Origin of the sequence: Streptomyces sp. NPDC050546 (assembly GCF_044457425.1) — a bacterium.
In the GTDB taxonomy this organism is placed as follows: domain Bacteria; phylum Actinomycetota; class Actinomycetes; order Streptomycetales; family Streptomycetaceae; genus Streptomyces.
Genome location: NZ_JBITGX010000001.1, coordinates 445,280 through 464,756 on the forward strand (window position 1 = coordinate 445,280; position 19,477 = coordinate 464,756).

Consider the following 19,477-nt stretch of genomic DNA (forward strand, 5'->3'; position numbering starts at 1 on the left):
GGGTCAACATCGTTGCACCGTGAGGGACTTGGGAGGCGGAGACATGAGGCGTGACGAGCTGATCCGGCCGGTGCCGGAGCTGTTGCGGCAGCACGCCGAGGCGGCCCCGCAGCGGATCGCCTACTCCGACTCCGCGCGCAGCGTCACCTACGCCGAGCTGGAGCGACGCACCCGCTCGCTGGCCTCCTACCTGAAATCCCGGACAGCGCTGCGCGGCGGCGACCGCGTCGCGATCTGCCTCGGCAACTGCGTGGAGGCGGTGGAGAGCTGCCTCGCCGTGCTGCGCGCGGGCATGGTCGGTGTGCCGCTCGATCCGCGGTCCTCCGAGGCCGAACTGGCCCACTTCCTTCAGGACAGCGGCGCCGCGTTGGTCATCACCGATGCCGCGCACGTCGCACAACTGCGGCGCCTGGGACCGCCGTACGACGGACTGGGCGTCCTGGTCACCGGGGCCGGACCGGTCCCGGACGGTGGCGCGCTGTTCCTGAGCGCGGTCGAGAGCGACGCGTCCGCGGAGATCGACCTGCTCGGGCTCGACGATCCTGCCTGGATGCTCTACACCTCGGGCACCACGCAGCGGCCCAAGGGCGTGCTGTCCACGCAACGGGCCGCGTTGTGGTCCGTGGCCGCCTGCTACGCCCCCATCTTCGGCCTCTCGCCCGACGACCGGCTGCTCTGGCCGCTTCCGCTGTTCCACAGCTTCAGCCACTCGCTGGCGATCCTGGGCGTGACCGCTGTGGGCGCGAGCGCCCGGATCGCGGGTGAGCTGCTCCCGCCGGGCGGACTGCGTCAGGAGCTGCTCACGGCGTACGAGGGGCTCGGCGGGCCCTTCACCATGCTGGCCGGCGTGCCGACGACGTACCACCGACTGGTCGACTCGGCGGGCCGGCTCCCGCAGGCGCTGCGGATGTGCGTGGTGGCCGGCGCGCCGAGCGGTCCCGCTCTGCGCGCGGCCGTGGAGGAGACACTCGGGGCTCCGCTGCTCGACGCGTACGGCAGTACGGAGACCTGCGGCATGATCGCGGTGAACCGCCCCGACGGGCCCGGAGTCGACGGTTCCTGCGGGGTGCCCGTCCCGGGCATGGACGTACGCCTCGTAGACCCGCGCGGCGGCCAGGACGTCCCGGACGGTGCCGAGGGCGAGGTCTGGGTGCGCGGGCCGAGCCTGATGACCGGGTACCACGGGCAGCCCGAGGCGACGGCCGCCGCACTGCGGGACGGCTGGTACCGCACCGGCGACCTGGGCCGCCGCGTCGAGCACGGCCAGCTCCGGCTCACCGGCCGGGTCAGCGAGTTGATCATCCGCGGCGGTGAGAACATCCACCCGACGGAGATCGAACAGGCCCTGGCGCGGTGTCCGGGTGTGTCCGAGGCCGTGGTCGTGGGTGTGCCGCACGACGTGCTCGGCGAGGTGCCGGTCGCCTTCGTCGTACCAGGACCGGAGGGGATCGACGCACGGCGGGTGCTCGCCGAGTGCCGCACTCGGCTGGCCGACTACAAGGTGCCGGCCGAGATCCACGAGATCGCCGCCGTCCCGCGCACCGCGTCCGGCAAGATCGCCCGGCACGCGCTGGCCGCCCCGGCTCCGGCCAGGGCCGACACCGCTCGAACCGCCCTGCGCGAGCGGCTCCTGCCCCTCTCGCCGGAGGACCGGGAACGCGCGCTCCGCGAAACGGTGCTCACCACCACGGCCGAGGTCTGCCGGCCCACGCCCGGTGATCCGCCCGACGCGGACAGCCCCTTCGCCGATCTCGGCATGACGTCCGTCGGCGTCGTCGAGCTGGTGGACCGGCTCGGCGAGCTGACCGGCCTGGACCTGCCGTCGACACTGGTCTTCGACCACCCGACACCGGCCGAGGTCGCCCGGTACCTGCGCGTGGCCCTCCTCGAGGAGGAGTCCGACGACCATCACCGTGCGCCCCGCGCACGGGACCGGTCCCCCGACGACGATCCCGTCGTGATCGTCGCCATGGGCTGCCGGTATCCCGGTGACGTCAACTCCCCTGAGGACCTCTGGGAGTTGGTCAGGCTGGGGCGGGACGCCATCTCGGAGTTCCCGACCGACCGCGGCTGGGACCTGGACGCCCTGTACGACCCGGATCCCGACCGGATCGGCACGTCGTACACGCGACACGGCGGATTCCTGCACCGGGCCGCGGAGTTCGACGCCGGACTGTTCGGGATCTCGCCGCGTGAGGCGCTCGCGATGGATCCGCAGCAGCGGCTGCTCCTGGAGACGTCCTGGGAGGTGTGGGAACGGGCCGGTATCGATCCGGCCTCGGTGCGCGAGAGCGACACCGGCGTGTTCGTGGGCGTGATGTACGGCGACTACTCCGCCCGATTCAGCCGCTCCCACGAGCTGGAGGCGCACCTGGGGCTGGGCTCGGCGGGCAGCGTGGCCTCGGGGCGGATCTCGTACGTCTACGGTCTGCGCGGTCCCGCGATCACGGTCGACACCGCGTGTTCGTCCTCGCTGGTGGCGCTGCACCAAGCGGCGCGGGCGCTGCGCTCGGGCGAGTGTTCGCTGGCGCTGGCCGGCGGGGTCACGCTGATGGCGACGCCCAAGCCGTTCCTCGCGTTCAGCCGGCAGCGCGGGCTGTCGCCGGACGGGCGCTGCAAGTCGTTCTCGGCGGCGGCCGACGGTACGGCCTGGGGCGAGGGCGTGGGCCTCGTCCTGCTGGAGCGGTTGTCCGACGCGCGGCGCCGCGGCCATCCGGTCCTGGCCGTGCTCCGCGGCTCCGCCGTGAACTCCGACGGCGCGTCCAACGGACTGGCCGCGCCCCACGGGCCGGCACAGCGGCGGCTGATCACACGGGCGCTGGCGGACGCGGGGCTGCGTGCCGCCGACGTGGACGCGGTGGAGGCCCACGGCACCGGCACCAGGCTGGGCGACCCCATCGAGGCGGGGGCCCTGCTGGCCACGTACGGACAGGGCCGCGAGCGGCCGCTGTGGCTCGGGTCGGTCAAGTCCAACCTCGGGCACACACAGGCGGCGGCCGGAGTCGCCGGCGTCATCAAGATGGTGCAGGCCCTGCGGCACGGCGAACTGCCCCGGACTCTCCACGCCGACTCGCCCTCACCGCATGTCGACTGGTCCTCCGGTCGCGTGGAACTGCTGACCGACGCCCGGCCCTGGCCCGCTTCGGACCGGCCGCGGCGCGCCGGGGTCTCGGCTTTCGGGATCGGCGGGACCAACGCGCACGTGATTCTGGAGGAGGCGCCGGAGAGGGAGACGGCGGTCTCCGTGGAAACGGGGGCGGCGCCGCCCGTGCCGTGTCCGGTCTCCGCCATCGTTCCCTGGTTGCTCTCCGCCGCCGACGAACCCGCCCTGCGCACCCAGGCCCGCCGGCTCGCGGCCGACGGGGCGAACCGGCCCGGGCTGTCGCCCGCCGACGTCGCCTACTCGCTGGCGGTGTCGCGCTCCGCCCTCCCCCATCGCGCGCTCGTGCCGGCCGGTGACCGGACCCGGATGCTGGACGCGCTGACCGCGTTCGCCGAAGGCCGGGACGCACCAGGAGTCGTACGAGGACTGGCGGACCCGGAGATCCGTACGGCCTTCCTGTTCACCGGGCAAGGCGCCCAGCGCCTCGGGATGGGCGCCGAACTGCGCGCCGCCTTCCCGGCGTTCGCCGACGCCTTCGACGAGATCTGCCGGTATCTGGACGACCGTCTCCCCCAGCCGCTCAGCGCGGTGCTGTCCGCCGAGCCGGGCTCACCGGAGGCGGCTCTGGTGGACCGTACGGACTTCACCCAGGCCGGACTGTTCGCCTTCGAGGTGGCGCTGTTCCGGCTGCTCGAGTCGTGGGGCGTGCGAGCCGATCGCCTGGTGGGCCACTCCGTCGGCGAACTGGCTGCCGCGCATGTCGCCGGGGTGCTCGATCTGCCCGATGCCGCGACGCTCGTCGCCGCGCGAGGCCGGCTGATGCAGGCACTGCCCGACGGCGGCGCGATGGTGGCGCTGGACGGGACGGAGGAGGAAGTCCGCACGGCACTGGTCGAGTTCGGGACACAGGCGGCGGTCGCTTCCGTCAACGGTCCGCGTTCCGTGGTGATCTCGGGCTCGCGGGAAGCGGTGCTCGCCGTCGCGGGCCGCTTCGAGGCGCGGGGCCGCAGGGCCGTACGGCTGCGGGTGAGCCATGCCTTCCACTCACCCCTGGTCGAGCCGATGCTCGACGCGTTCCTGGGTGTGGCCAGGGAGTTGACCTTCCGGCCGCCGCGCATCCCGATCGTCTCCACCGTGACGGGCCGGCCCGCCGAGCCCGCGGAACTGTGCTCGCCCGAGTACTGGGCGCGGCACGCCCGGCTTCCCGTGCGCTTCGCCGACGCCGTGCGCCTGCTCGCGGACGACGGGGTCTCCGCCTACCTGGAACTCGGTCCCGGGCCCGTTCTCACCGCGGCGGCCACCGAGTGTCTGCCCGACGCGCCCGCGACGGGCGCCGTTCTCGCCGTGGCGACCCGAAGCGGGGCGTACGAGCCGGAGACGCTGCTGTCGGCCGTGGCACGGCTGCATGTGGCCGGGGCCGCTGTCGACTGGGCGGCGGTGTACGCGGGTTCGGGCGCGCGCCGCGTGGATCTGCCGACGTACGCCTTCCAGCGGCAGCGGTACTGGCTGGACGCGCCACGCCCGGCGGCGGCCGACGGCGGGCCCCTGCTGGGCCCGGCGTTCCCGGTGCCGGACACCGGGCGGACGGTGCTGACCGGACTGTTGTCCCTCGGGACCCACCCCTGGCTCGCGGATCATGTCGTCGCCGGGAGGGTCATCGTGCCGGCGACGGTGTTCGTCGAGATGGCCGTGCGGGCGGGAGACGAGGTGGGCTGCGGCACGGTCGACGAACTCGTGCTGCCGGCGCCGCTCGCGCTGCCCGGTTCCGCGGTGGTGCGGGTCCAGGTCGTGGTGGGCGCGCGGGACGACTCGGGCCGGCGGACGGTCGACATCTACTCCCGGCCGGAGGAGTCCGCCGAGGACGCCTCATGGACCAGGCATGTCACGGGACAGCTGGGCCGGGGTCGCGGTACGCAAGGCGAGTTGACCCAGTGGCCTCCCCAGGGCGCCGAGGCGGTGGACCTCACCGGCGCGTACGCCGCCCTCGCCGAGGCCGGGCTCGCCTACGGGCCTGCCTTCCAGGGGGTCCGCACGGTCTGGCGGCGCGGCGACGATGTGTTCGCGGACGTCGGGCTGCCTCCGTCGCACAGGTCGGAAGCGGGCCACTTCGGACTCCACCCCGCGCTGTTCGACGCCGCGTTGCACGCGCCGCTGCTGGCCCGGTCCGCCGGCACGAGCACGGTCCGCGTGCCGTTCGCATGGAGCGGCGTGAGTCTGTACGCCTCGGGAGCCTCGGAGCTGCGGGTCAGGGTGACGCCGACGAGCCCGGACACGGTCTCGCTGACCCTGGCCGACCCGTCCGGCCGGCTCGTGGCACGCGTGGACTCGCTGGCCACCAGGGAACTCCCGGCCGACCGGACCGCCGCGACAGGCAACATGCCAGGCGACATGGCTGACAACATGGCTGACGACATCGTACGAAGGGCTCTGCTACGCCCTGAGTGGTCCGCCCTCGACGTCTCCGGCGACACCGATGAGCGCGCATGGACGGTGCGCGGGCCCGACGAGCTGAACCTCGCCGGGTTCCTGCCCGGCCCCGCGAACCCCGAGGTCATCGCCGTGACAGCCATCGCCCGTGCCACCGGCGCCGACCCACTCTCCGCCGTACACGAACTGACCTGCCGTGTACTCAAGGCGCTTCAGGACTGGCAGGGCGATCCGGGTACGGCGGGCTCAACGCTGGTGGTCGTGACGCGGGACGCCACCGGGCCGGTGCCGGACCTGGCGGGCGCGGCGGTCTGGGGGCTGGTGCGTGCGGCGCAGTCGGAGCTGCCCGGTCGTGTGGTCCTGGTGGATGTGGACGGGCGGCCCGAGTCGCTGCGGATGCTGCCATCGGCGATCGCCGGTGGTGAGACGCAACTCCGTGTGCGGGAGGGGCAGGTGACGGTCCCGCGACTGGTCGCGGCCGGTGCTGCCTCGGTCTCCGCGGCTCCCTTCGACGCGAACGGCACGGTGCTGATCACCGGAGGCACCGGCGCGCTCGGCGCGGAGCTGGCACGTCATCTGGTCGCCGAGCACGGTGTGCGGCATCTGCTGCTGACCGGGCGCCGTGGGCCGCAGGCGCCCGGAGCCCGGGAACTGCGCGGCGCGCTGGAGGAGGCAGGAGCGCGGGTCGCCGTCGTCGCCTGCGACGCGGCCGACCGCGCCGCCTTGGGCGAGGTGATCAAACGCTGCGAGCCGCCGCTGACCGCGGTGGTGCACGCCGCCGGGGTCCTCGACGACGGCGTGCTGGACTCGCTGACCCCCGGGCGGATGGCGGCCGTGCTGGGGCCGAAGGCCGACGCGGCCTGGCATCTGCACGAACTGACCCGGGACATGGACCTCTCGGCGTTCGTCGTGTTCTCCTCCGTATCCGGCCTGCTGGGCCGGGCTGGTCAAGGCAACTACGCGGCAGCGAACTCGTTCCTCGACGCCCTCGTCCAGCGCCGTGCCGCCGAGGGGCTCCCCGCGGTGTCGCTGGCGTGGGGCCCGTGGGAGCACGCCGACGGCATGGCGGCTGGGCAGCGCACACAGCCCCCACAACGCCAGCAGCGCCCACAGAGCTCACAGAGCTCACAGAGCTCACAGAGCTCACAGGCAAGTGACGTGCTCGTGCCGCTGTCGACACAGCAGGGCCTGGCCCTGTTCGACGCCGCGCTGTGCTCGACGGAGCCGGTCCTGGCGCCGATCCTGCTGGACCGGGCGGCGCTTCGGTCCGGAGCGGGGCACCTGCCGCCGCCGTTGCGCGGGCTCGTCCGTCAGAACCGGCCGGCCGTCGCCGGGACGTCCTCCGGTTCCGCCGGGCCTTCCGGGCAGATGCTGGAGCCGGGGGCCTGGCGGAAGCGGCTGGCCTCCGTACCCCCGGGTGAGCGGGAGGCGGCGCTCGTGGAGCTGCTGCGGGCCGACGTCGCCGCGGTGCTCGGTTACCCGGACGCCGACGCGCTCCCGGCCGGCAAGACCCTCGCCGACCTGGGGTTCGACTCCCTCACCGCCGTGCAGATCCGCAACCGGCTCAGCATCGCGCTGAAGCTCCGGCTGTCGGCCGCGGTGGTGTTCGAGCACCGTACGGCCCAGGAACTGGCACGCCATGTGCTCGGCCTGCTGGACGGCGAACCGACCGCCGCCGCGGTCCCCGAGAACACGGAGGTGGCCGGGCCGGCAGGGGCCGAGCGCCAGGCGTACACCCTCTCCTCGCTGTTCAGGACGGTCAGTGCGGCCGGCCGACCGGTGGCGGCGATGCATCTGCTCGTCACCGCCTCCTGGGCACTGCCCACCTTCCCGGCCGCCCAGGGGCGCGAGCACGCACTGCCCCCCATCCGCCGCTCCCACGCCCGCTCCGGCTCCGTCAGGCCGACGGTCGTCTACTTCCCGGCCTACCATCCCTCGCTCGCGTCGGACGACGGGGACTTCCCTCGCTTCCACCACGCGTTCCAGGACGACCTGAAGGTTCTGGAGTTCCCGCACCCCGGGATCGGCGCCGGCGCCGCCGTACCGGAGGACCGGGCCGCGCTGGCGCGCACCCAGGCCGAGAACGTGCTGCGGCACGTCGGGGACGAGCCCTTCGTGGTCGTAGGACGCTCGGCGGGCGGCAATGTGGCGCACCTGGTGGCCCACCGGCTGGAGACCATGGGCCGGGCACCGACCGGTCTGGTCCTGCTGGACACCTACCACATCACACCGGACAACAGCGGCAAGGACTGGCTGCTGTCCCTGGGCGCCCCACCGCCGCAGGACACCGGACGGCCCCTCTTCACCGAGGACGACGACGCTGCCCTGGCCGCGATCGGTGCCTACAACCGGATCTTCCTCGGCTGGGATCCCGAGCCGGTCGCCTCGCCCACTCTCCTTGTGCGCGCGCTGCGGCCCACACCCGCCATGGCGGCCTCCGCCGACGCGGACCACTGGCGGACGTCCTGGCCCACGGCACACGAGATCGCGGACGTCCCCGGCGACCATCTGACGATGATGCGGGAACACGCGGAGAGCACCGCGTCGGCGATCCGCACCTGGATCGACGCGCGCACGACGAAGGGAGACCGGTGAATCCGGCCCACCCCCCGCAGGACTTCGACGTCATCGTGGTCGGTGGCGGCCCGGCCGGGTCGACCGTCTCGGCGGCCGTCGCCCTGCATGGCCATCGCGTCCTCCTCGTCGAGAAGGAGACCTTCCCGCGGTACCAGATCGGCGAGTCCCTGCTCCCCTCCACCGTGCACGGCGTGTGCCGGATCCTCGGGGTCGAGGACGAGGTGGCGCGGGCGGGCTTCAAGCCGAAGCGCGGCGGCACGTTCCGCTGGGGCCGCAACCGTGACCCCTGGCAGTTCTCCTTCGCGCTGTCGCCCCGGCTGGCCGACCCGACCTCGTTCGCCTACCAGGTCGAGCGGTCCCGGTTCGACGCGATCCTCCTGGACAACGCCCGCCGGGTCGGGGTCGACGTACGGGAGGGCTGCCGTGTGACCGGCGTGCTCGCCGACGAGGAGCGGGTCCGCGGGGTGCGCTGGACCGGCCCCGACGGCGAGATCCGCGAGGCCGGCGCCCGGTACGTCGTGGACGCCTCCGGCAACGGCAGCAGGATCCACCCGCAGGTCGGCGGAAAGCGGATCCACTCCGACTTCTTCCGCAACATCGCGGTGTTCGGCTACTTCGCCGGCGGCGCGCGGCTCCCGGCACCGAACGAGGGCAACATCTTCTGCGCCGCCTTCGACGAGGGCTGGATCTGGTACATCCCGCTCCGGGACGATCTGACCAGCGTCGGAGCGGTGGTCGCGCGCGAGAACGCCGGGGCCGTCCAGGGGGACCCGGCGGCCGCCTGGCTTCGGCTGATCGACGCCTGCCCGGAGGTACGCGACCTCCTCGACGGCGTCCCGCGGGCCACGGAGGCGCCCTACGACCAGGTCCGTGTCCGCAAGGACTGGTCGTACTGGAAGTCGCAGCTGTGGCGGCCCGGCATGGCGCTCGTCGGAGACGCGGCGTGCTTCGTCGACCCGGTGCTGTCCAGCGGGGTCCATCTGGCGACCTACGGCGGACTGCTCGCCGCCCGGTCCCTCAACGGCTGCCTCGCCGGAACCCTGGACGAGGAGCGGTCGTTCGCCGAGTTCGAGGCCCGCTACCGGCACGAGTACGGCTTGTTCCACGAGTTCCTGGTCTCCTTCTACGACATGCACCAGGACGAGCGGTCGTACTTCTGGCAGGCGCGCAAGGTCACCCATGTCGGCACGACGGAACTGGAGGCGTTCGTCGAGCTGGTGGGCGGTCTGGCGTCAGGCGACGCGTCACTCACCGGGGCCGGACCGGCGGGCGAACGGCTGACCGCGGCCGCCGACGACTTCGAGCGAGCGGTGCGCCGCCTTCCCGACGCCGACGACCTGCGCAATCCGCTCTACGAGTCCCAGACCTTCCGGCAGGTGTTCCAGGAAGGGACCGTCCTTCAGGAACGCGGGCTGTTCGGCGGCCCGCTGGAGGACGAGGCGCCGCTGCGGCCTGGCGGTCTGGTGGCGTCGGAGGACGGGCTGTCCTGGGTCGACCCCGCGCCGTAGGAATCACAGGGTCACCGCCGTGAGACACCCCTTGCCCGACTGTATGGCCTCATGCAGAGTTCTTGGTGCATGAATAGCGGTCAACTGCCTGGATCGAGGGGTGTTTGGGCTTGATCTCGTCTCGGACTGTGGACACTCCCAGAGGTGTCGGCCATGGCTCGGCTCTCGTCGCTCTGGACGGCACCGGTCTCGGTGTGGCGGACGTCGCGCGGCTCGCCCGCGGGACCGTGCGGCCGACTCCCCGGAGCGAGGCGATGCGGCGTATGGAGGAGTCCTGGAACGCCGCCCGGCAGATCGCCGCGACCGGCCGCGTATACGGCCGCTCCACCGGCGTCGGCGCCAAACGCAACGAGGACGTGCCCAGCGGGGCCGACGCCGAGCACGGTCTGCGGCTCCTGCGCAGCCACGCCGGCGCCATCGGTGAGGAGCTCCCTGCCCGTCAGATACGCGCGATGCTGGCCATCCGGGCCAACCAACTGCTCGCCGGAGGCGCGGGGCTGCGGCCCACCGTCGTGACGGCGCTGTGCGAGGCGCTGGAGAGCGGTGCGTACCCGGTCGTCAACGAGTTCGGCTCCGTCGGCACCGGCGACATCGCGGCCCTGGCACAGGCGGGGCTGGCTCTGGCGGGGGAGCATCCCTGGCGCGGGGGCACCCCGCCGGAGCCCCTGCCGCTCGACAACAACGACGCGCTGGCCTTCATCAGCAGCAATGCCCTGACCCTCGGCCAGTCGGCTCTCGCCCTGCACGAGCTGCGCGGGCTGCTGGAGGCCACCCAGGTCGTCGCCGCGCTGTCCCTGCTGGCCACCGACGGCTCGCACGAGGCCTACGCCGCCCCCGTGCACGCCGCCCGTCCGCACCGCGGCTGCGCCGAGGTCGCCCGCCGTATGCGGGAGTTGATCGGCGCGGCGGATCGTCCGACCCCGCCGCTGGACCGTCTCCAGGACCCGTACGGCTTCCGCTGTCTGCCGCAGATCCACGGCCCGGCCCACGATGCGGCGGACGCCCTGGAAGAGGTCGTCGCCGTCGAGATCAACGCGGCCGCCGAGAACCCGCTGATCTTTCCCGAGGACATGGCCGCCTACCACCACGGCGGCTTCTACCAGGCCCAACTCGGCCTCGCCCTGGACCACTTCCGACTGTCGCTGACGCAGGTGGCGCGCCTGTCGACCTCCCGCCTCGCGACCCTGAACGAGCCCGCCTACACCCGGCTGCGCCCCTTCCTCTCCGACCAGGAGCCCGCCTCCTCCGGCGTGATGATCCTGGAGTACGCCGCCGGGGCCGCACTCGGTGATCTGCGGGCGTTCTCCGCGCCCGCGTCGCTCGGCCACGCCGTGCTCTCCCGCGGCGTCGAGGAACAGGCCAGCTTCGCCTCCCTGGCCGCACGTCAGACACTGCGCGCCTGCGGCGCGTACCGGCTCGTCGTCGGCTGTGAACTCGTCGCCGCCGTACGGGCATTGCGCCAGCGCGGCCTGAGGCCCGAGCCGGGGCTTCCGGTGACCCATGCGCTGGAACTCGCCGGGTCGGTGCTCGACGAGGACCACGCGGACCGGCCGCTCACGGACGATGTGACGGCGGCGGCCGCACTGCTCGACCGGTTCACGGACATCTGGAGGAAGAGCGCGTGAGGTCACCCGTTGAGGCGCTGGTCAGGGGCCCTCGCTGAGGGTCGGATCCACGTCGGTGTACAGCAGGTCGTGGTCCGAGTACGGCGTGGTTCGCACTCGGTGCCCGAGCGGGGCGAGGCCTCGCAGGAAGACGTAGTCGAACTTGCTGCGCCAGTCGGTGGTCGGCTCGCAGGTGCCGACGGACGAGGGACGGCACTCGGGATCCGTGTCCGCGGCCAGAGCCCAGAGCGGGGCGAGCTCGGAGGCGTCCGGCACGGCGTTGAAGTCGCCGAGCACGATCGCACGGTCGTGCCGGGCGACGTCCGCGGCGAGCACGCGGGCCTGGTCCGCCCGGACTGCCTCTTGACGTCGTTGGGCGAGGTGGGTGTTGAAGACCCGGACGGGCCGGCCGCCCACCATGGTGGTGACGGCCATGTACCCACGGTCCTCTGATCCTCCGTCGGGGTACTCCACCTCGACGGGGTCTGTCATCGGTGCCGCGGACAGGACCGCCTGGCCGAAGGCTCCCGGATTCCACGGCGCTCCCCCGCAGCGGCCCCAGTCCTGAAGGACCGTTCCGTACTCGACGTGGTATTCGAGCCCGTGAAGGCTCTTCAGGTACTCCCGGATCCTCTCGACGTCACGCACGCACGTCTCCTGCATGCCGACGACCTGAGGCGCGTACGTGGCGATCTCCGCCGCCCGGCCGACGTTGCTCGCGTCGCAGGGGTTGCAGATGTTCCACGTCATGACCCGGTTCGGTACGGGGTCCCTGACGGCGTCGACGGGCACGGACCTGCCGAAGAGGGCACCGCTGGGCGCACTGGGTCCGACGAGCACCATGCAGGCCGCGACCACGGCCACCGCGAGCAACCGCGTACCCCTGACGAGCACCATCGCCTCCTCCATGCGGACACAGGTGGCATCCGACGTCTTCACGCACGAGGTTATGGGACGGATCCGCCGGCGACACACGCTTCTGATCCATCGACAGGTGCGCGATCCGCGCAACCGCGGCGGGCTCCGCGGCTCCGCTCGGCCGCTGACCCGTGGTGCGCGAAGTGCGCGCGAACCCTTGCGCGATTCGCGCAGCCATGCGAGCGTTCCCCTGGCGCCGACGCCTGTCACCCCAGGACGGCGCCGCCACCTGCGCATTTCGCGCACCAGGCGCACAGACGCACATCCGGCGTCCGACAGCAGCGCCCGTCACGAGGCATCACCCGCCCACGCCCCGTCCCGGCACCGCTCGCACCACCCGCCCAGGAAGGAAACGCCGTGCCCGTCGGCATCCCACTCCCGCAAGTCCCCGTACCGCTGTCCCGTCGCGTCCTGGGCAGGATGACCTTCGGCGACCCCACGGACCGCACGAGGCCCGTTGCAGTGCCGGAGGCCGCGCTCGCCACGGGCATCACGGGCGTGGACCCCGCCGACGGCTGCGCGGCACGCGGCGGAGCGCGCTGATGCCGACCACGCTCATCACGACGCCCACCTTCGCGCGGCATTCGGCACTCCCCTGGCAGATCCTCGAGGAGGCCGGGGCAGGACCGCTCCGTCCGTGCGCCGACGCGGCCCTGCCCACCGCCGAACTGTTCTCCCGCGCCGCCGAAGCGGACGCCCTGATCGTCGGCATGGACCCCATCACCGTCGAGGTACTGGACGCCGCACCACGCCTCAAGGTGATCGCCAAGCACGGCGTCGGCGTGGACACCATCGACGTGGCCGCCGCCCACGCCCGCGGCATACCGGTGGTGTGCGCGCCGGGCAGCAACTCCCGTGCGGTGGCGGAGTACAGCTTCGGTCTGCTCCTGTCGGCGACGCGCTCCCTCACGGCCTCGCACACCGCCGTGGAGTCGGGCGGCTGGCCGAAGCTGTTCGGCCCCGAACTGCACGGCAAGACACTCGGCATCGTCGGCTTCGGCCGCATCGGGCGGCTGCTCGCCGGCTACGCCCGCGCCTTCGGGATGCATGTGCTCGCCCACGACCCGTACGTCCCGGGCGACGACGTCCGCGCGCACGGCGCCGAACCGGCCGCCCTCGACGACCTGCTGGCCCGCGCCGACGCCGTCAGCCTGCACACCCCGCCCGACCCGTCCGGCACGCCGCTGCTGGACAGCTCCCGTCTCGCGGCGATGAAGCCGGGCGCGATCCTGGTCAACGCGGCGCGCGGCGGCCTCGTCGACGAGAGCGCGCTCGCCGCCCTGCTGCGCTCCGGGCACCTCGGTGCCGCGGCCCTCGACGCCTTCAGTACCGAGCCCCTGCCCGCCGACCACCCCCTGCGCGAGGCCCCCCGCACCCTCCTCACCTCGCACATGGCCGCCTGCACCCCGGAGGCCAACCAGGCCATGGGCGCGATGGTGGCCGAGGACATCGTCCGCGTACTGGCAGGCGAGGCACCGCACCACCAGGCCCGCTGAGCCCCGCCCTTGACGGCCCGGCCCCGGTCACCTCCTCCCCCACCACGACACACCTCTGTCCCCGTACCGGATACCGGTGACGACGCCGGAAGATCCCCTAGGACCTGACATGGCCATCACGTCGACCGACGGCGCCGCCGCGGCGCCGCCCCCCGCGCAGCCCGACCCTTACGCGCTGCGCGCCGAAGACGCCCGCCCGGCCCCCGACCGCTTCCGCGGCCGCCTGCGCCACCTCGGTCCCGGGCTCATCCTGTCCGCCGCGGTCGTCGGCTCCGGTGAACTGATCACCACCACCTCGCTCGGGGCGAGGGCGGGCTTCGCCCTGCTGTGGCTCGTGATCATCTCCACCGCGGTCAAGGTCTGGGTGCAGATGGAGCTGGCCCGCTGGACCATCCTCAACGGCCGCCCCGCGCTGGACGGCTTCCGTGACGTCGGACCCCGTATCGGCCGCCTCAGCTGGATCAACTGGCTGTGGATCGGCATGGACTTCGCCAAGATGTTCCAGCGCGGCGGCATCATCGGCGGTACCGCGGCCGCCTGTTCCATCCTCTTCCCGATCCACGGCGGGTCGCTGAGCGGCACGTCCCTCACGATCTGGGCCGTGATCGTCACCGCCGCCGCCATCCTCATCCTCCAGACGGGCAAGTACCACGTCGTCGAGCGGGTCGAGGTCATCGGCATCACGCTCAAGACGGTGATCACCGTCGGCCTGGCGCTCGCCCTGCCGCTCACCGCGTACGGCTACGGCACGGAACAGCTCGCCGACGGGCTCAGCTTCCAGATCCCGGCCGGTACGGTCGGCATCGCCCTCGCGATGTTCGGCATCACCGGCGTCGGCGCCGACGAGATGACCACCTACACGTACTGGTGCCTCGAGAAGGGCTACGCCCGCTGGACCGGCCCCGACGACGGGACCGAGCAGCGCGCCCGGCGCGCCGAGGGCTGGCTCAAGGTCATGCGGCTCGACGTGGCTGTCTCCTGGTTCGTGTGCACCATCTGCACCCTGTCCTTCTACGTGATCGGCGCCTCCGTGCTGCATCCGCAGGGCCTGGTGCCCGAGGGCAACGACATGATCACCACTCTGTCGCACAGCTACACCGACACACTCGGTCCCTGGGCCGAGTACCTCTTCCTGGGCGGTGCGATCTCCGTGCTCTTCTCGGTCACCGTCGCCTCGTCGGCCAGCGTTCCGCGGCTGTGGACCAACACCCTCGGTCTGCTCGGCGCGATCGACTGGAACGACATGCGCGTCCGCACCCGCACCATCCGGATCCTCACCTGGTGTCTGCCGCCGGTGTGGATGTGTTTCTTCCTGTGGGTCCAGTCCCCGGTCCTGATGGTGCAGATCGGCGGTATCGGAGGTGGCGTCTTCCTCCTCGCCGTGGTGATCGCGGTCTGGCGCCTGCGCTACACCGGCGTCCCGCCCCGCTTCCGCGCCAACCCCTGGATGACCGCCGCCCTCGTCCTCAGCAGCGCGGCGATTCTCTTCCTCGGGGTGTACGGCGTGCTCGAAACGCTGGGCCTCGCGCCGGGCGACTGAACCGGCCGCGTCCCCACGCGGCGACGGGGCGGCGCCGAGGAGCCGCCCCGTCGCCGCGTGGGAATGCCCGCCGCTCCGGTCGGCCGGAGCGGCGGTGCTCAGTCGCGCACGGCGGCGTCGTAGACGGCCCGCGCGGTCTTGCCGAGGGTCGGCCCGTACATCGGGGAGCGGCCGTCGCCCTCGCCGTGGCTGTTGACCGAGACCACGGTGCCCTTGCCGGTGGCGGAGTCGAAGCCGGCGAGCCAGGGACCGCCGCTCGCGCCGCCGCCGAGGTCGCACGGGACGCGCTGCTCGCCCTCGGGGGCGCGCTGAGAGGTACCGGTGCAGTGCAGCAGTTCCTCGCCCCGCTGGGGAGTGGTCCCGGGATAGCCGAAGGCGGTGACCCGCTCACCGGCCGGACGGCCGAAGGCGACCTTCTGCGCCCCCACCGCGTCGGTGAGCCGCTTCCCCCCGGCCGGGGTGGCGACGACCATCGCCGCTACGTCGTTGACGGTTTCCTCGGCCCAGGAACGCGGTGTCATGGTCGACTTGACGGCATAACGGCCGTACGGCGCCTTGCCCTTGGCGTAGCCGGGGACGAAGACGATGTCGGTGTAGGTGTTGACGGGCGAGGAACCGAGGCGGGCACAGTGGGCGGCAGTCATGATCACTGAGCGGTTGGCGCTGGTGACGGCGCTGGCCGTGCACCAGGTGTCCTGCCCCCGCGAGTTCACGAAGAAGAGCCGGCCGATGCTGGGGACGGCCTTGCCGGTCCAGGGCTTGCCGAGCGGTCCGGTCGGCCCCAGATCGACGGTGCGGCCCACCTGCTTCATGCGCGCCGGCGTCCAGTACGAGAGGGTGGCTGCCTGCTCCGCCGCCGTGTAGGTGACCGTACCGACCTGCCCGGCTCCGGCTGCCGCCGCCGCGGGTACGGCTGGAACCGCCAGCGGACCGGCCAGGGCCAGCAGGGCGGTGGCGAGACCGGAGACGGCGCGGCGCGCACCTGGGGACGGGCTGTGCGACATGGAGGTCCTCTCGGATGATCGGGGTCGGGCGACCATCCGGAAGGACGCGGCTTCGGCGGGTGGGGTGCATCCGCCGTCCGAACTTTGTGTCGGGACGGTTAGGATCGGGAGCCCGATTCCCCCCGTCAGAGCTGGGATTTCCGTGCCGACCGGACCACACCTTCCCGTCACCCGGCCTGCGACCGGGGCAGATCTCGATGATCTCCAGGTTCTCGCGCGTCGCACGATCGACGCCCGCTACCGCGCGTTCCTCGGTGACGAGGCAGTGGACTGGTTCATCGGCAGCGGGGCTTCGGACGCTCACGTCAAGAGCCATCTGGAGGCGGGTGGTGTTCAATGCCTCGGCCTGGAGGGCCGGATCATCGGCTTCTCCATCCTCGACGGCTCCACGATCGACCTGATGATGATCGACCCGGATCACCATCGCCGGGGGTTCGGCCGTCTCCTGCTTCGCCACGCGGAGGAAACGCTCCTCGCCCGGTACACGACCATCCGGCTGGAGAGCTTCGCGGACAACACCGCGGCCAACTCGTTCTACGAGGCGTGCGGTTGGCGGCACGGGGATCGGCTCGAGGGCGAGGGGCCGGCCAAGGTGGAGTACGTCAAGGGATCGTAGCCCTGTCCGGGGTCACCCGGGCTCGTCCTCCACCACCGCGGAGGGCATGGAGATCCGCCAGGTGACGCACCCGGCCGCGGCGAGCCCGACGATGGCCAGGAGGCAACTGGCGAGGTACGGGTCGGTGCCGTTCATGGCAGGGGCGAACCCGATGCCGACGTAGATCGTGACACCGGTGGAACCGCCCAGTTGATCGGCGGCTCGCTGGACGCCGGACGCGATACCCGCGTCCTCTTCGGTCACGCCGGTCACCGCGACGTACTGCAGCCCGACCAATCCGAACCCCATCCCGGCAGCGATGAGCATCATGGCCGGAACCATCGCCGGACCGGTGGCTCCGAGGCCCGAGACCAGCGCGATGGCGGCCATCGCCAGCACGGTGAAGCCGATCCCGGCCAGGACACAGGCCCGGGCACCCCACCGTCGGAGCAGCCGGGGAACCAGCATCGAGGCCACGATCAGAGTCCCCGCCAGCGGCAGCATCGTCAGCCCGGCCTGGAACGGTCCGGCACCCGACCGGTCCTGCAGGTAGTAGGTGAACAGCAGGAACGACGTGGACAGCGCCGCGCTCAACAGAGCCGTGGCGAGGTTGGCCAGGACGCGCGGCCGGTTGCGGAGGAACCGCAGCGGCACGAGCGGCCTCCGAGAACGGCGCTCAGCTACGACGAACAGGGCCCCCGCTACGACGGCGCCGGCGAGCGCCACCGGCGGCAGCCACGGCAACGCGCTGTCCGCCGCTCCCGCCTCGACGACGCCCAGCGTGAACAGCAGCGGGGCAGCGATCAGCAGGAGCGAACCGCGAAGGTCCAAAGGCACGGGCTCGGCAGGCCGTTCGTCCGGCACGAGAACGGCCGCGGCGGCGAGTACGACCAGGATGAAGGGTACGGACACCAGGAAGATCCACCGCCAGCCGAGCAGCTCGGTGATGATCCCGGAGACCACGAACCCGAGGACGAGGCCACAACTCGCCACGGCAGCCCATGCGCTGAGCGCGCGTGACCTGCGCGGCCCCTCGGGGAACATGAGCACGATCACCGCCATCGCCGCCGGAAGGGCGATCGCTTCACCGGCACCCTGCAACAGCCGCGCTGTCACCAGTACGGCGAAGGAGGGCGCGAGCCCGGCCAGCAAGGACGCGGCGCCGAAAAGAGCGGTGCCGAGCAGGAGGATGCGACGCCTGCCGAGCACGTCGCCCAGCCGGCCGCCGAGCATCAGCAGCCCACCCCCGGTGATCGTGTACCCGACCACGACCCAGGTCAGGGAGTGCCCGTCGACGCCGAAGTCGGCGCCGATCGAGGGCAGGGCGACATTGACCACGGTCACATCCACCGCGATGAAGAACTGCAGCATGGCCATGCAGCACAGCACCAGCCACGCACGCACCGGGGACGATCCGTCCCCGCGCGAAGAGAGAACGCCTGAAACCACTGAGTGCTCCGTTGCCCAGAAGAGGTCCGAGCAGCACGAGCGTGCCGCTCCGGTTCAACCACGGAGCGACAGAACGTTCAACAGAGGTGTGATGAACGCCCCGCCGCTAGCGGAGCGTCCTCGTCACCGCGGCACAAGCCGCGCATGAAGCACCAGACATACCGTCGATGCTACCGGAGCCCGTGGGGCCGCGCCGGTCGGGACCGTCGAGACCGTCGGGACGGTCCGGCCGCAGGAACCCGGACGACAGAACGGCTCCCCCCGCTGCCCGGCGGCGACGTCACCCGCGGTCCGTTCGCTGTGCCGGGTGGGGCGGCCAGGGCCCGAGAGCGGGCAGCCCCTCCGCCGCCACGGGTGTAATCCCAGGCGTACGTCCGGCGAGCCAGGCCGCCAGGTCGCGCACGCCTCCGGTGACCACCGTGCCCGGCTGTCCGTCGCCGGCGGACCATCGGTGACACACATCCTCGGCACGCAGGCGTGTGCCCGCAGGAAGGCGGCCGAGGAGAAGGGCGATGGCATGTACGGCCAGGTCCTCGGGCCAGTCGTCCGGCCGCACCCCGCAGTCCAGGTCGACCATGTGGATCCATGCCTCGCGCCGGCGCGCGAAGACCGTGGCGGCAAGGTCCGCGTCGCGGAAGGTGACGGGCCGGACCCAGTCCACGTCGCCTGCGCGGGCCCAGACCGCCTCCAGCGAGGCCGTGTGCACGGCGAGTTCCGCGCGGTGCTCGGCGGCGCCGCGGCCCGCCGTTGCCTCGATGATCGCGTTGCGCTCGTCCACCCCGCCGTCGTATCCCGGCACGGGCGGACCCGCTCCCGGGACTGGTCAGTGCTGGGGGTCGCCTCCGGCCTTGATCGTCGGGCTGAGGTCGAAGACGCTGATCACGTGGGTGATCTTGCCGTCCTTGACGGTCATGTAGTCCATGCCGCGGAAGTCCTTCGCGAAGGGCACATCGGTGGTGTAGACGGTGGCCGCCTGGGTGTCATTGCCCAGTACGTCGATCACCGCGCCGCTGATGACGGTGCTTGCGAACGGCTCCAGGAACTGGCGGTAGCGGTCCCGGCCCTCGAAGCGGCCGTTCGGAGCCTCGCACACGACATCGTCGGCGAGGAGATCCAGTGCCTTCTCGACGTCACCGCCGAGCCAGGCGCGGACGAACTCGTCGGCGATCTTCTGGGCGGAGTCACTGGTGGCAGTCATGGGGAACAGTCCTCTCCAGGTGGTTCATCCGTAGGTCGTGTCCTCATGCTGGCAAGGG

General features: G+C 72.3%; 12 protein-coding genes. 7 read left to right on the forward strand and 5 right to left on the reverse strand.

Annotated features, from left to right (window positions below; translation table 11 throughout):
• Window positions 1-43: 43 nt before the first annotated feature.
• The 3 genes from ACIBK5_RS02025 to ACIBK5_RS02035 all read left to right on the forward strand — a co-directional run bounded on the left by ACIBK5_RS02025 (window position 44) and on the right by ACIBK5_RS02035 (window position 11,240).
• On the forward strand, window positions 44-8,125 hold the full coding sequence (locus ACIBK5_RS02025; protein ID WP_399015176.1) for a type I polyketide synthase: 8,082 nt from the start codon (window positions 44-46) through the stop codon (window positions 8,123-8,125).
• Window positions 8,122-9,615: a tryptophan 7-halogenase gene (locus tag ACIBK5_RS02030; RefSeq protein ID WP_399015178.1), complete on the forward strand. Its 1,494-nt coding sequence runs from the start codon at window positions 8,122-8,124 to the stop codon at window positions 9,613-9,615. Before ACIBK5_RS02025 ends, ACIBK5_RS02030 begins: the two co-directional genes overlap by 4 nt.
• A 113-nt stretch (window positions 9,616-9,728) precedes the next feature.
• Entirely contained in the window at window positions 9,729-11,240 is a 1,512-nt protein-coding gene (locus tag ACIBK5_RS02035; protein WP_399016192.1) for an aromatic amino acid ammonia-lyase, read from the forward strand.
• A 21-nt stretch (window positions 11,241-11,261) separates the two neighbouring features.
• Here the strand turns inward: ACIBK5_RS02035 and ACIBK5_RS02040 are convergent, their stop codons facing one another.
• Window positions 11,262-12,116: an endonuclease/exonuclease/phosphatase family protein gene (locus tag ACIBK5_RS02040; protein ID WP_399016194.1), complete on the reverse strand. Its 855-nt coding sequence runs from the start codon at window positions 12,114-12,116 to the stop codon at window positions 11,262-11,264.
• Between the two features lie 378 nt (window positions 12,117-12,494).
• Here ACIBK5_RS02040 and ACIBK5_RS02045 point away from each other — a divergent pair, with 378 nt between their 5' ends.
• The 3 genes from ACIBK5_RS02045 to ACIBK5_RS02055 all read left to right on the forward strand — a co-directional run bounded on the left by ACIBK5_RS02045 (window position 12,495) and on the right by ACIBK5_RS02055 (window position 15,173).
• On the forward strand, window positions 12,495-12,680 hold the full coding sequence (locus ACIBK5_RS02045; protein WP_399015179.1) for a hypothetical protein: 186 nt from the start codon (window positions 12,495-12,497) through the stop codon (window positions 12,678-12,680).
• A complete protein-coding gene (locus ACIBK5_RS02050; RefSeq protein WP_399015181.1) occupies window positions 12,680-13,633 on the forward strand; it encodes a phosphoglycerate dehydrogenase in 954 nt (317 codons plus the stop codon). The genes ACIBK5_RS02045 and ACIBK5_RS02050 overlap by 1 nt, the downstream gene beginning before the upstream one ends.
• 109 nt (window positions 13,634-13,742) lie before the next feature.
• Entirely contained in the window at window positions 13,743-15,173 is a 1,431-nt protein-coding gene (locus ACIBK5_RS02055) for an Nramp family divalent metal transporter (RefSeq protein ID WP_399015183.1), read from the forward strand.
• A gap of 98 nt (window positions 15,174-15,271) precedes the next feature.
• Here ACIBK5_RS02055 and ACIBK5_RS02060 read toward each other — a convergent pair whose 3' ends face one another.
• Window positions 15,272-16,177 carry a trypsin-like serine peptidase gene (locus tag ACIBK5_RS02060; protein ID WP_399015185.1) on the reverse strand — a complete coding sequence of 302 codons (906 nt, stop codon included), beginning with the start codon at window positions 16,175-16,177 and terminating at the stop codon, window positions 15,272-15,274.
• 142 nt (window positions 16,178-16,319) lie between these two features.
• Between ACIBK5_RS02060 and ACIBK5_RS02065 the strand changes: the two genes are divergently transcribed.
• Window positions 16,320-16,793 (forward strand): GNAT family N-acetyltransferase, encoded by a 474-nt coding sequence (locus ACIBK5_RS02065; RefSeq protein WP_399015186.1) that lies wholly within the window; start codon window positions 16,320-16,322, stop codon window positions 16,791-16,793.
• Between the two features lie 12 nt (window positions 16,794-16,805).
• On the opposite strand, the gene ACIBK5_RS02070 is transcribed toward ACIBK5_RS02065, so the two are convergent.
• From ACIBK5_RS02070 to ACIBK5_RS02080, 3 genes are all read right to left on the reverse strand, one after another.
• Window positions 16,806-18,149 carry an MFS transporter gene (locus ACIBK5_RS02070; RefSeq protein WP_399016196.1) on the reverse strand — a complete coding sequence of 448 codons (1,344 nt, stop codon included), beginning with the start codon at window positions 18,147-18,149 and terminating at the stop codon, window positions 16,806-16,808.
• A 352-nt stretch (window positions 18,150-18,501) separates the two neighbouring features.
• On the reverse strand, window positions 18,502-19,020 hold the full coding sequence (locus tag ACIBK5_RS02075; RefSeq protein ID WP_399015189.1) for a maleylpyruvate isomerase family mycothiol-dependent enzyme: 519 nt from the start codon (window positions 19,018-19,020) through the stop codon (window positions 18,502-18,504).
• A gap of 24 nt (window positions 19,021-19,044) precedes the next feature.
• Window positions 19,045-19,419, reverse strand: a complete 375-nt coding sequence (locus tag ACIBK5_RS02080) for a nuclear transport factor 2 family protein (protein WP_399015191.1) — start codon at window positions 19,417-19,419, stop codon at window positions 19,045-19,047.
• Between the last annotated feature and the right edge of the window lie 58 nt (window positions 19,420-19,477).

Coding starts and splice junctions, on each gene's coding strand:
- ACIBK5_RS02025 (WP_399015176.1), top strand. CDS start 44: ATGAGGCGTGACGAGCTGATCCGGCCGGTGCCGGAGCTGTTGCGGCAG.
- ACIBK5_RS02040 (WP_399016194.1), bottom strand. CDS start 12,116: ATGGTGCTCGTCAGGGGTACGCGGTTGCTCGCGGTGGCCGTGGTCGCG.
- ACIBK5_RS02050 (WP_399015181.1), top strand. CDS start 12,680: ATGCCGACCACGCTCATCACGACGCCCACCTTCGCGCGGCATTCGGCA.
- ACIBK5_RS02055 (WP_399015183.1), top strand. CDS start 13,743: ATGGCCATCACGTCGACCGACGGCGCCGCCGCGGCGCCGCCCCCCGCG.
- ACIBK5_RS02060 (WP_399015185.1), bottom strand. CDS start 16,177: ATGTCGCACAGCCCGTCCCCAGGTGCGCGCCGCGCCGTCTCCGGTCTC.
- ACIBK5_RS02070 (WP_399016196.1), bottom strand. CDS start 18,149: ATGGCCATGCTGCAGTTCTTCATCGCGGTGGATGTGACCGTGGTCAAT.
- ACIBK5_RS02080 (WP_399015191.1), bottom strand. CDS start 19,419: ATGACTGCCACCAGTGACTCCGCCCAGAAGATCGCCGACGAGTTCGTC.